Raw genomic sequence first — 12,279 nt, forward strand, 5'->3', positions numbered from 1 at the left:
CGAAAAGGAAGCGTCAGGAAGTCGCGGGCGGCTTGGGCCGGGATGGCCGGCGCCGCTTGGCTGGTTCCGGCAGCAGCTTGCCCGCCAGCTCGGCCAGATAACGCTCGTCGGCCAGGGTGAGCGCCCCTTTTTCGCGAGCAGCCTCAATCAATTCAGGACGCCGCGCCGCGGTCAACTCCAGCGAACGCTCACGCCGCCAGCGGGCGATGTTCGCGTGATGCCCGCTAAGCAAGGGCCCGGGCACGGGCTCGCCTTCGTAAACTTCGGGGCGCGTGTAGTGCGGACTATCCAGCAGGCCAGACAAGGCGTCGTTGAACGAATCCTGCAGCGCGGACTCGCCATCGTTGAGCACGCCGGGCAACAGCCGCACGGCGGCGTCGATCACGGCGAGCGCGGCGATCTCTCCGCCAGACAGCACGAAATCGCCCAGCGAGATTTCCTGCGTGACGCAGCGCGCAATGAAGCGCTGGTCCACGCCTTCGTAGCGGCCGCAAATGAGGATGAGCCCCTCGCTTGCCGCCAGGGATTCGGCGCCCGCCTGATCGTAGCGCCGGCCGACCGGAGCCAGCAGCGCGACAGGGGCGCGACCCAGGCCTAGCGCGGCGCGCGCGTCCTGGGCGGCGTTGACGGCGGCTTCCAGAGGCCCCGCCATCATCACCATGCCGGGGCCGCCGCCGTAGGGGCGGTCGTCCACGGTACGGTGCACGTCGTGCGTGAAATCACGGGGATTCCAGGCATGCAGGGACCACCGGCCCTGGGCATGCGCCCGGCCGGTGACACCCAGGTCCCGCACTACCCCGAACATTTCGGGAAAGAGCGTAACGACGTCTATACGCATCAAATATCCGCCGGCCAGTCGCTGTCTATGCGGCGAGCTGACAGATCGACGGCGTGTATATGCGCGCGCACGAACGGAACAAGCATTTCGGCGGGCCGGCCCTTGGCGTTCAGGACGGGCTCGGGGCCTTCAGCCCCAGCCTTCTGGCGCAAGACCCTCAGCACGGCATGAGCGCCGTTGTCGAGAACCTCGTCGACCACGCCCAAGAGCGCAGGCTCACCATCGGCGCTGGTGTACAGCGCGCAACCGATGAGATCGACCCAGTAGTATTCGTCTTCCTCTGGCGCAGGGAAGGATCCCCGCGGCGCCTGCACGGAACAACCGCGCAGGGCTTCGGCCTGATCGCGATCCGCAATGCCCGCCAACTGGGCCACCACGGTGGCCCCTTGCGAACGGACTTGCACGACCTTGTACGCGACAGGCGCAGACGCGACAACGCCCCGCGCCAATTCAGGCACAGGGCGAGTCAACCACCATTGAGATGCTGAGAGCAGCACTTCGGCATTGGCCGAATGCGGCTGCACTTTGACCCAGCCTTTCACACCGTAGGCTGCACTGATGCGGCCCAGCTCGATCAAATCCGTCGGCGCCGCGTTGGAGGTTGCGGCATCAGGCATGTATCGTGCTCTTGGTAACTATGAAGCAGCTATGAATGGCAGCTTTTAAAGCGCGGTAAAGCTCAGGGCTTGGTCTGCGACGCGGGCAATTAAGCCGCGGCGGAAACCTTGGCCGAGTATTCTTTGACCAGACGCTCGACAGCGGGCGACAGTTGGGCGCCGTTGCTGGTCCAGTGCTGCACGCGATCCAGCGCAATGCGCAGGGCTTCCGTGCCTTCGCTGGCTACGGGGTTGTAGAAACCCACGCGCTCGATGAAACGGCCGTCGCGACGGTTACGCGAATCGGTGGCCACCAGGTTGTAAAACGGACGCTTCTTGGACCCACCGCGGGCCAGGCGAATCACCACCATAGGTAATCCCTTGAATTAGTTGTGAAAAACGGGAAATTCTAGCACTTAAACAGGCCGGCTGGCAAATAGCAGTGCTGAATTGTGCGTAGCGGCGCGATTTGTATCCTAAAACACCACATCCGGGTATTCTACAAACACGGGCCAGGGCCCGCGCCGCAGTTCGAAGTGTAGCCGCCCTGCCCCTCTCTTGCTTGTCTTAGTGCGTCAGAACTCAGTGCGTGTGAAGAAATAACCCGATTGAGGAGATCGGTTTTATGTCGACCTACGCAAGACCCCGCGCTTTGATCTTCCCTGCCGCCTGCCCACGGCGCCGCCACCGCACCGGCTTCAAACCATCCCCCTGAGAGCGGCCTTTCGGCCACCTGCTCCCCCATTTTTTCGGCGTTTTTTCCCCAACTTCCTCTAACCGGAGGGTGCACCACCATGAAGAACCAGAAATCAGTCTTCACCCCTGTTGCGCGCCTGGCCCTGGCGGGCTTGCTGGCGGGTACGTTGGCCATGCCGCTTGCCGCCTCGGCCCGAGTCGTGGGCGCCGCCCTGACGACCGCCTCCGGCAAGGTCACCGCAGTGGATCCAGCCACCCGGACCATCACGCTGCAAGGCGAAAACGGCAATAGCGTGGACATCCAGGCTGGCCCCAATGTCCGCAACTTCCAGCAGATCAAGCCTGGCGACACGCTGACCCTCGACTACTACGAGTCGGTGGCTGTGGACGTCCGCCCGGCCGGGTCCGGCATTCCGGAAGTGAAGACCGAAACCGCGGCAACCCGCAACGCCAAGGGAGCCATGCCCGGCGGCGCAGCCGGGCGTCAGACCACCATCACCGCCGAAATCTGGCACATCAACAAGAGCGCCAACCTGGTGACATTGAAGGGACCGCAAGGGGGCATGCGCACCATCCAGGTCCAGGATCCCGCCTTGCAGGCGCGCCTGCAGCAATTGAAGGAAGGCGATCTGGTGGACTTCACGATCACCCGGGCTGTCGCCGCCGCCATCCGCAAGTAATCGGCACTCTCCCCATGCGAAAGGCCCGCCTTGCGGCGGGCCTTTCGCATGGGGAGTACTGCTGGCTACGGTCAGCGCCGCCGCAGGAAATGCACTCCGCGGCCGTCGACCTCCTGTTGTGCGACCAGCGCATTGCCCGTCTGGCGAGCAAAGGCCTGGAAGTCGCGGATTGCGTTGCGATCCGTGGTGATGACGCGCAGCACTTCGCCGCTGGCCATCTGCGCCAAGGCCTTCTTGGCGCGCAGGATGGGCAGCGGGCAGGTCAAGCCGCTGGCATCGACTTCCTGCTCGAAGGACGGCGCCTGCGCGCCGCCATCAAGACTGGTATCCGCGCCGCTCATCACAGACGCTCGTCCACCCATTTCTGCACGCTGGCGATCGCCGCGGGCAAGGCCGCCAGGTCGGTGCCGCCGCCCATGGCCATGTCCGGACGGCCGCCACCCTTGCCGCCCACCTGGGCCGCCACGAAACCAACCAGGTCGCCCGCCTTGACACGGCCGGTCAGGTCGGCGGTGACGCCGCCCACCACGCTGATCTTGCCGTCGGCCGAACCCGTGGCCAGCAGCACGACCGCGGGCTTCAGGCGGTCCTTGAGGTTGTCGACCATGCCGCGCAAGGCCTTGGGGTCCACATCGCCGATGCTGGCAGCCAGGACCTTGATGCCCTTGACCTCAACCGCGGCGCTGGTCGCCAGGTCGTTGCCGGCGCTGGCGGCAAGCTTGTTGCGCGACTGTTCCAGATCCTTTTCAAGGCTCTTGACCTGTTCCTGCACCTGCGCGATGCGCGCCGGCAGATCCGCCGGCGTGCTACGCAGCATGCCGGCAACCTGGGTCAGCAAGGCATTCTGGTTCTGCACCCAGGCCAGCGCGTTGTCGCCGGTGATGGCTTCGACGCGGCGCACGCCCGCGGCCACGCCGCCTTCGGACACGATCTTGAACAGGCCGATGTCGCCCGTGCGGCTGACGTGCGTGCCACCGCAGAGTTCGCGCGAGAAGCCGATATCGAGCACGCGGACGGTGTCGCCGTATTTTTCGCCGAACAGCGCCATGGCGCCGCCCTTGACCGCGTCGTCATAGCCCATGACCTGCGCCACGGTAGGCTGGTTGGCCAGGATCTCGGCGTTGACGATGGCTTCGACGCGCGCGATCTGCTCGGCCGTCAGCGGGGCGTCCTGGGCGAAGTCGAAGCGGGTCTTGTCCGGATCCACCAGCGAACCGCGCTGCTGCACGTGCGCGCCCAGCACCTGGCGCAGCGCCTTGTGCATCAGATGGGTGGCCGAGTGGTTGCGCACGGTGCGGGCGCGGCGGACGGCGTCCACGCGGGCAAGCAGCGTATCGCCCACGGACAGCGTGCCGGACTCCAGCTCGCCGTGATGGCCGAAAACGCCGGCCTGGATCTTCAGGGTGTCGGCCACGGCGAAACGCACGCCGTCGGCTTCCAGCAGGCCGGTGTCCCCAACCTGCCCACCCGACTCCGCGTAGAACGGCGTGGCGTCCAGCACGACGACCGCGCTCTGGCCCGCCTTGACCTGCTGCACCTGCGTGCCGTCGACGTACAGGGCCGTGACCTTGACGCCATCCAGCTCGAGCTTTTCGTAGCCTTCGAAGCGCGTGTCCGCGCCTTCGTAGCTCAAGCCTTCGGCCATCTTGAACTTGCCGGCGGCGCGCGCTTGGTCGCGCTGGCGCTCCATGGCGACCTCGAAGCCGGCCATGTCCACATCCACTTCGCGTTCACGGCAGATGTCGGCCGTCAGGTCCACCGGGAAGCCGTAGGTGTCATACAGCGTGAACAGGGTCGTGCCGTCCAGCTGACCGCCCTTGGGCACGTTGGCCAGGGCCGAATCGAGGATGCGCATGCCGTGTTCCAGCGTTTCGCCGAAGCGCTCTTCTTCCTGCTTGAGCACCTGGGCGACGCGGTCGGCCGTGGCCGCCAGTTCCGGATAGGCCTCGCCCATTTCGGCGACCAGGTCCGGCACCAGGCGATGGAAGAACGGCTTGGTCTGGCCCAGCTTGTAGCCGTGGCGCAGCGCGCGGCGGACGATGCGGCGCAGCACATAGCCGCGGCCTTCGTTGCTGGGAATCACGCCGTCGACGATCAGGAACGAGCAGGCGCGGATGTGGTCGGCGATGACCTTGAGCGAATTGTCTTCCAGGTTCTTGATGCCGGTTTCGCGCGCAGCGGCGGCGATCAAGTGCTGGAACAGATCGATTTCGTAGTTGGAATGCACGCCTTGCAGCACGGCGGCGATGCGTTCCAGGCCCATGCCGGTATCAACACAGGGACGCGGCAGGCGCGGCATATTGCCGGCGGCATCGCGTTCGAACTGCATGAAAACCAGGTTCCAGATCTCGATGTAGCGGTCGCCGTCTTCCTCGGGCGATCCCGGGGGGCCGCCCCAGATTTCAGGACCGTGGTCATAGAAGATTTCCGAGCACGGGCCGCAAGGACCGGTGTCCGCCATCTGCCAGAAGTTGTCCGAGGCGTAGCGCGCGCCCTTGTTGTCGCCGATGCGGATGATGCGCTCGGTCGGCACGCCGACTTCCTTGGCCCAGATGTCGTAGGCTTCGTCGTCTTCCTGGTAGACGGTGACCCAGAGCTTCTCGGCGGGCAGCTTGTAGACCTGGGTCAACAGCTCCCAGGCGTACTGGATGGCGTCGCGCTTGAAGTAGTCGCCGAAGCTGAAATTGCCCAGCATTTCGAAGAACGTATGGTGGCGGGCGGTGTAGCCCACGTTCTCCAGGTCATTGTGCTTGCCGCCGGCGCGCACGCTGCGCTGCGACGACGTGGCGCGCGTATAGGACCGCGATTCCTTGCCCGTGAAGACGTCCTTGAACTGGACCATGCCCGAATTGGTGAAGAGCAAGGTCGGGTCGTTGCCGGGGACGAGCGACGACGAGGGAACAATGGTGTGTCCCTTGGACTTGAAGAATTGCAGAAACTGCTGGCGAATCTCGGAGGATTTCATCGTGGGCGAAGCAGAATTTAGGCGAATTTTTGATTATAGAGGGTTGGCGGGCATCCCAGGAAAAGAGGCCGCACGGCAGCCTCAGCGCACGCAGACGTAACCTGTGGTCCGGCCCATCGCCTCGTTCCAGTCGTCCCGCCCGGAAACTGCCACGGGCGTATAGCCGCCAGGGCAGGAGCAAGCGCCGGTGCGGGGATTCACTGTGGAACGGTTGCAACCAAACGGGAAATTGAGGCTGAACGCCCCGCCGAAGCCGCCGCTTGCCGGTGCCCAGACCTGGGACTGGCAGGTCAGCAGTTCCCCCTGTGCCGAGGTGGCTATGGTGCCGGACGAGACGCCACATGACTGCCCCACGCTGGCGCGCGCGCCGACCGTCAGATAGGAGCCGACCTGCGCCGAGGATGCAACGCTCAGTTCACCCTGCAGCTGCGGATCGCGCGTATCCCGTATCCGGACATAGCGCTCCAGATCCGGCCCGCCGGTCCCGGCTCCCGCCCACAGGGCGAGCGTGCCCGGCGCATAGGCCGGCCCGCCGGACGCCAGGGGATTGGCGAAACTGAATGCCGCGCCGCGCACCAGACCCGGCGTCGCCGGCCACACCGCCCCGGCGTAGCCGCCAGCGGCATCGATCACGGCGGCGATGGCGGTCAGATCCGGCGTTTGCGTCCCCGTTTTGATCAGAGGCGTGGCGCTGTAGACCAGTCCGTCCATCCGGCAACGTTCGCCAGGGCACGCCTGCGAGCGCGCGATCCGGATCTGAGCCGAGAAGCCCAGGGCGGAACGGTCGGGAAAATCGGCGGGCAACAGCCCCAGTCCGCGCAATTCACCCACGGTGGGCGCCAGTGGATCCGCGAACAGCGGACTCCCCTGTTCGCTGCGGGGCACGTCTCCTTGGGCGAGGATGGTGGAGTGCCGCGCCAGCACCGCCGTTACCGCCAGGCGGATCTGCGTCAGCCATACGCCGGCGGCACGGGCAGCGGCATCTTCGATCCGCTGCACCACCTGGCCTGAGGCCCAGATGGCCGCCATGGCGCTCAAGGCCAGCGCCACCACCAAGCCCGGCAACGAAAAGCCGCGTTGTCGCAGCCGCACGGCAACACGCTGCGATCGAGCAGCCGGGATACGCGCGAGCCGGCTCATTTTGCGAGGAACACAAAGGTGTTGACGTCGCCCGGGCTGCATTGGGCCTGAGCCAAGGCCGCGCGGTAGGGCACGCTGGGCGTCGCGAACGCATCCTTCACGACCCGGAGGCCGCCTCCCCCGCCGCCTATCGAGATGGTCTCGGACATCCGTTGCAGCACCGAGGCGAGCGACGGGCATGCTGCCTGGCTGACGTTGGTCAGCTTGATGGAGAATGCGGAACCCTGCCCCGCGCTGCCAAACGAGGCGGCGGCGACCTCGACCACCCCATTGCCTCCGACGCCGCTGCCGCCCAAGCCATGGGCAATGCGCGCCGCGCCCCCTGTCCCGTCGACGGCCAGGACGCTGGATTCCCGCAGCGCATTGGCCATGGCGCCCGTGTCCAGACCGGCATAGGGCGTGACCCCGCCGCCTTGCGCATTGGTCTTCATGCTGGCGATGAAACGCTGCAATTCCTCGCCCACTTTGGGAACCTTGTTCTCCACGACATAGGCGCCAATGGCCGGAATGCCAACGATCGCGATCAACAGGACGATGGCGGTGACGATGGACACCTCCATCAATGAAAAGCCCCGCTGCCGCTTGGCGCGTAACGGGACTGCGTGGACTTGGTGCATGCTTGCTCTCCTCGTGAAAAAAGCACGCAGGCGGATAAGCGCCGCATGCCTGATGCAGCCCCTATTGGCTTGCATAGAAATTGGTCAACGCCTGGCGCAGTTCGTCGATCACGGCGTAATGCCAGAGCGTGATGCCCAGCACGCCGGCCACGGACGTGAGCAGCAATGCCCAGCGCAACACCGACGCTTGACGACGCACCCGCGCCAGCAGGCGCGACTCGACGCGCAGCCGCACCTGCGCAAGCCCGGCCTCCATGCCCAGAGCGTCCATCATGTCGGCCATGTACCACCAGGTATCCGCGTCCAGCAGCCCTGTGCCGAAAATCTCCGGCCCCGTCTGGCCGCCGTCTATCCGTCCCAGCATGTCCAGCAGATGCGCATGCATCCAGGGAACCGTATCCCGGGCCTGCACGGCCAGGGCTCGCCTGAGGCGGGTGTCGGCCGCGCCGTGCTGCCTGACCAGCACGGCCAGCAACGCAAGAAAGCGGATGGCGTGAAAATCGCGGTAGAGCCTCCAGAGCAGCCAGCGGTCCAGCCGCGGCCGCGCAGCGCCCGTGTAGCGCGGCAGCGACCATAGGCACAGCAAGGCCAGGCCCAACAACAGCACCAGCCACAAGGCCAGCCATTGCCTCAGGCCTTGGGACAGCGCGAACAGCGCGCGGGTCATGCGGCCGTACTCCTCCGCCGGCACGGCCTGGAACACCTGCTGCAAGCGCGGCACGCTGAAAAAAGGAATGGCGCACAGCAAGGCGAATGCGACGGCTGCCGCCGCAAGGCCCGCCGCCGCGGCCGAGACCAGCGCCAGCCACGCATCCGACGCCAGCCGTACAGCCCTTGCCACGTCCCGCAACGCGGCGGACAGATCGCCGCCTTCTTCCTGCACGCAGCTGAGCAGCACGCATTCGCTGGACGGCAGCGTGTCCGTCCAGGCCACGCCCAGATCGCCGCCGGCCTCCAGATACATGCCCGCCCAATGCCTCGACAGCCGGCCGCGCACGGTATCCTCGCCATGACGGCGCGCATCGTCCTCGAAGACGTCGCGCAAATTCTTACGGCCCTGCGTTCCTTCGACCAGGTCGGCCAGATACTCGTAGTAGTCCGCTCGCCCCGCACGAAAGCGCAGCGCGTCCAGGCGCAGCGACAGCGTGCGACCCGAAGGCAGGCCGAGGAAGGGTCGCGCCAACAGCGGCTCAGCCATGGCCGCCCCCGCCGGGTCCAGCGCTCTGCGCAGGCAAGACTGCTGGAAAGTCGAAGCGGCGCAGCAGCACGCGGGGATCGACCTCGCCACGGCTGACCTTGTACAGGGCGCAGTCCCGCGCTAGCGCGCCGCGCGCGGCCTCGCTGCGCCAGGCGGTGGGCCCGGCGGCCTCGGCCTGACGCTTGAGCCCCACGTTATCGCGCGTACGCACCCGCTCAAGAAAGCCGTCGACGCGCTCGGGCTCGAGCATTTCCGCCGCCACGCTACGGCCTGCGATGCCGTTCAACTCAGGCAATTGCGGGCGCCTGCAAGCGCTGCAACCTGCGGCATTCCTGACCCGGAGCGCGCCAGGATCCAGCAGGAACTCATGCTGCAACCGTTTCAACCATGCCTGCCATTCGGGACGTTTACCGCTCCCGGCGGATCTGGACCACAGACTGTCCACGGGCAGCGAGCAATGGCTGCACAAGCGCGGCAGCAAGGTCTGGTAGACCAGCAACTTGAGGATGCCTGGCGTAGCCAGAAAATCGCGCGACACGCCGATCGAATCCGACGCCAGGCGTTCGGGTATCAGCACGGCGCCCGCGGCGTGGGTGGTGGTGTACAGGCTGACGCCCGAGCCGGCCAGATCCATGAACGCACGGCCGGTATCGGCGTCCCGGATCTCGCCGATCAGCAGATCGTTCATCGCCGAGCGCTTGATGGTCTTGAGCTTGGCGTCGAACGCGGGCCAGGCGGATTCGGCCAAAGCGCCTCCCAGGGTATTCTGCAAGGCGTTGTCGATGACGTATTCGACCGGATCTTCCAGCGTGATGGCCTTGCGCGTGGGCGCGATGCCCCGCATCAGCGTCGCGATGGTGGTTGACTTGCCGGAGCCAACCACGCCCGCCAGCACGATGGCCCCGCCCTCGCGTTCGCGCGCCCGCGCCAGCGTTTCGACCTGCGTGGGCAGATAGCCCAACGCGAGGAGATCGGCGTTGGCGGTCGCGTCCAGCCGCAAGATGCGCAAGCAGACCGAGGGTCCGGCATCGGCGGCCAACGAGGCCCAGCGCAGCACGATAGGCACGCCATCGATGTCCAGCCCGATGCGCCCTTGCTGCTCCAGCGCCGGGTCGAACACCGCGCCGTTGCCTCCCCTGACATCCATCCAGGCCACCGCCAGGACCTCCAGCAGCGTCGCATTGGACAGGCCCGCAAAGCGTTCCGTACTGACGTATTCCCCACCGATGGTGTAGCGGATCTCGCAGGCAGCGCGCCGCCGGTTGACGTTGATGTGCACGTCGCTCGCTCCTTGCGCCACGCCCCAGCGCACGATATCCAGGAACATTGCGGCGAGGGCCGAGGCGCGCTCTTCCTGCCGCTCCTTGCCGCGCCCGGCGCACGCTGGCTCCGCCAGCTGGCCGCGTGCGATCATCAGCAGCAGCGGCGCGGGCAACTGATAGCGCGGCACTTGCGCCAGCCGGTAACCGCGCGCCCGCACCATGCGCTCGACCTCTTCGATCTGGTCGCCCTCCGTGTAATCCTTGACCGCGAACACGGCGACCTCGCCGCTTTCGAGCAACACGGGGCACAGCCTGCCCGCGAGCGCCGCAAGGTCGAAATCGCGCCCCAGCGCACGCGCGAACGCGGGCTGCAGACGGGCGATGTCGTCGGCTGTTTGAAGCTGAGGCGGCTCCCAAGCCGCCGCCGAGGAAAGCGCCACCGCGCGATGCGCCGCGACGGACGGCACGGCATGCACAGTCATGGCCGCCCCCTGCCCGCATCGACGCAGGCGGTGCGTTCGGTATCGCCGCGGCGCAGCCTTACGCAACTGTCGTCGATGGCTAGCAGCTGATAGGCGCGGCCATCGACAGCTCCCGCGACGGGTTCGCCCCTGCCCGCCTGGTAGCGGAGCACGGCGCCATTGACGGCGATATCGGCGCTCAAGCGGCGCGCGAGGCCGAAGATCGCCATCACCCGGATATCGTCCGATGCCCTGGCCGGCGGCGTCGCCTGCGCCACGGACTCGGGTCCGGGACGGCACAGACCGGGGACGCGGCAGTCCGCCAGGGCGGCCGCAGCATCCGCGCGTAGCAAGGCGCGCACGGTTTCCGTCTCTGGCCAGGGCCGCGGTTCGTCGGCGCTTTGCGGTGACGGTTGGCCATGAGCGGCCGGAACCAAAGCGGCCGACAAGAGCAGACGCCCGATGAATCCTGCCGCGGGATTCGGGCGCGTGGCGGCGCCCCTATTCCTGTTCATAAAGTTCTCCCTGTAGTTCGGCTACCAGCGTGCTGGAAACCAATGTGGGCCGGGGTTGCGCCTGGATGTCCAGCGACAGGCGGGACCATCTGGCCGCCGCGACGGCACCGTCCAGAAGCGCGAAGGAACGCAGCGGTCCCCGCAAGGTGATGGCGCGGCTGCGAATGGCAGGTTGCAACGGCATCGGGGCGTCGATTTGGCCCGCGACGGGTTGAGACTGCACTGGCAACGGCAGCGGCAACGCGGCCGCGAGGATCACCGACGTAAACGCCGCCCGCATGCGTTGCAGCGCAGCGATCAGCCCGGTATCGACCTGCAGCGATGAGGGCAGCGCCAGGTCCGCAAGCATCACCGGCGAGGACGCCATGCGCCATGACAGCGTGGCTTCTTCCAGCGGCTGGAATGTCACCTGCCAGCCTGCGGGCCGCAGCGCGTGCAGCACATCGTTGGCCGCCTGCGGGTGCGCCCTGATATAGACCGCGGAGCAGTTCCAAGCCTGCTCCCCGGCAAGGCAGCGCGCGCGGCTCAGCGCCCAACCGCGCACCTGTATGGGCAGCCTGCCGACGCCGTCCAGCAAGCGTGCAACTTCGGCGGGAGCGTGGGCCACAGTGTTTTGCAGCAGGGTCAGATGCGGATCCCGCTGCGGCGGGAGGTCCTGCGCAGCGGCCGAATCGGGCGATGCGCGGTCCGGCCTCAGCGCGGGCAGACCGTCCCATATGGGCGGAGCGACAGCGGCAAGCACGACGCAGGCCAGGAACAAGCGGAACGCGAGCGGCAGCTCGGCCCAGCGCGAGGACAAGACGACCAACTGCGCGGCCGGGTCCGCCGCCTGCATCAGCAAGGCCCAGGCCTCCTCGGCGTCCCGCGCCTGCAACGCGGGGCGCCGGGCGCACAACAACGCCTGTTCACGCAAGGCTTCGTCGAGCGTGGCGTATACCCTGTCCGCCTGCGACAGCACGGTGCCGCGCTGCGCCGCCACCAGCCAATGCCCGCCGCCCGGCAGGCTGATCAGGCTATGGCCTCCGTCCGGATACAACAAGGCGTACAACTGCGCGGCAGCCTGGATGTGCCCCTGCCTGCGCCGCCCCGCCCGCGGACCGCTGCGCCACGATGAGCGCACGCGGCCATAGCCGGCCACCATGGCCGGCGCCCCGCCCACGACATAGTGGCTGGCCCGCAGGCGGCGCCCGCGCGAACGGGCCAGCGCGGGAATGTTGGAGCCGATCAGGGCGAACCAGCGCAGGCCGAACGCCAGGCTGCGGCCAGTATCTGGAACCTCAAGCAACAAGGTGGGAGGGACGCGTTCCATGC

12 protein-coding genes are annotated in these 12,279 nt (G+C 66.9%); 1 reads left to right on the forward strand and 11 read right to left on the reverse strand.

The features are described from left to right. Positions 1–13: 13 nt before the first annotated feature. The 3 genes from trmD to rpsP form a co-directional block, all read right to left on the reverse strand. Positions 14–838: a tRNA (guanosine(37)-N1)-methyltransferase TrmD gene (gene trmD / locus HV793_RS29700; RefSeq protein ID WP_175214386.1), complete on the reverse strand. Its 825-nt coding sequence runs from the start codon at positions 836–838 to the stop codon at positions 14–16. Beyond that, positions 838–1,455 carry a ribosome maturation factor RimM gene (gene rimM, locus HV793_RS29705; protein WP_054458671.1) on the reverse strand — a complete coding sequence of 206 codons (618 nt, stop codon included), beginning with the start codon at positions 1,453–1,455 and terminating at the stop codon, positions 838–840. Before rimM ends, trmD begins: the two co-directional genes overlap by 1 nt. 89 nt (positions 1,456–1,544) lie before the next feature. Continuing rightward, the gene (gene rpsP, locus HV793_RS29710) at positions 1,545–1,805 is read right to left on the reverse strand and encodes a 30S ribosomal protein S16 (protein ID WP_054458672.1); all 261 of its coding nucleotides are present in this window, start codon (positions 1,803–1,805) and stop codon (positions 1,545–1,547) included. 423 nt (positions 1,806–2,228) lie between these two features. Here rpsP and HV793_RS29715 point away from each other — a divergent pair, with 423 nt between their 5' ends. Next, positions 2,229–2,810 (forward strand): hypothetical protein, encoded by a 582-nt coding sequence (locus HV793_RS29715; RefSeq protein ID WP_054458674.1) that lies wholly within the window; start codon positions 2,229–2,231, stop codon positions 2,808–2,810. A gap of 71 nt (positions 2,811–2,881) precedes the next feature. Here HV793_RS29715 and HV793_RS29720 read toward each other — a convergent pair whose 3' ends face one another. The 8 genes from HV793_RS29720 to HV793_RS29755 all read right to left on the reverse strand — a co-directional run bounded on the left by HV793_RS29720 (position 2,882) and on the right by HV793_RS29755 (position 12,277). Beyond that, positions 2,882–3,151 carry a sulfurtransferase TusA family protein gene (locus HV793_RS29720; RefSeq protein ID WP_119450750.1) on the reverse strand — a complete coding sequence of 90 codons (270 nt, stop codon included), beginning with the start codon at positions 3,149–3,151 and terminating at the stop codon, positions 2,882–2,884. Further along, on the reverse strand, positions 3,151–5,775 hold the full coding sequence (gene alaS / locus HV793_RS29725; protein ID WP_054458677.1) for an alanine--tRNA ligase: 2,625 nt from the start codon (positions 5,773–5,775) through the stop codon (positions 3,151–3,153). Before alaS ends, HV793_RS29720 begins: the two co-directional genes overlap by 1 nt. An 81-nt stretch (positions 5,776–5,856) precedes the next feature. After that, complete coding sequence (locus HV793_RS29730; protein ID WP_233564563.1) at positions 5,857–6,867, reverse strand: type II secretion system protein; 1,011 nt, start codon at positions 6,865–6,867, stop codon at positions 5,857–5,859. A gap of 44 nt (positions 6,868–6,911) precedes the next feature. Next, positions 6,912–7,532: a type 4 pilus major pilin gene (locus HV793_RS29735; protein ID WP_175214387.1), complete on the reverse strand. Its 621-nt coding sequence runs from the start codon at positions 7,530–7,532 to the stop codon at positions 6,912–6,914. Between the two features lie 61 nt (positions 7,533–7,593). Beyond that, on the reverse strand, positions 7,594–8,730 hold the full coding sequence (locus HV793_RS29740; protein ID WP_225590554.1) for a general secretion pathway protein: 1,137 nt from the start codon (positions 8,728–8,730) through the stop codon (positions 7,594–7,596). Beyond that, positions 8,723–10,474: an ATPase, T2SS/T4P/T4SS family gene (locus HV793_RS29745; protein ID WP_175214388.1), complete on the reverse strand. Its 1,752-nt coding sequence runs from the start codon at positions 10,472–10,474 to the stop codon at positions 8,723–8,725. The genes HV793_RS29740 and HV793_RS29745 overlap by 8 nt, the downstream gene beginning before the upstream one ends. Continuing rightward, entirely contained in the window at positions 10,471–10,968 is a 498-nt protein-coding gene (locus HV793_RS29750) for a hypothetical protein (protein ID WP_119450753.1), read from the reverse strand. The genes HV793_RS29745 and HV793_RS29750 overlap by 4 nt, the downstream gene beginning before the upstream one ends. After that, positions 10,955–12,277 carry a hypothetical protein gene (locus HV793_RS29755; RefSeq protein WP_225596986.1) on the reverse strand — a complete coding sequence of 441 codons (1,323 nt, stop codon included), beginning with the start codon at positions 12,275–12,277 and terminating at the stop codon, positions 10,955–10,957. The genes HV793_RS29750 and HV793_RS29755 overlap by 14 nt, the downstream gene beginning before the upstream one ends. Positions 12,278–12,279 lie beyond the last annotated feature (2 nt).

It is taken from the genome of Achromobacter aegrifaciens (assembly GCF_902859965.1).
GTDB lineage: Bacteria > Pseudomonadota > Gammaproteobacteria > Burkholderiales > Burkholderiaceae_B > Achromobacter > Achromobacter aegrifaciens.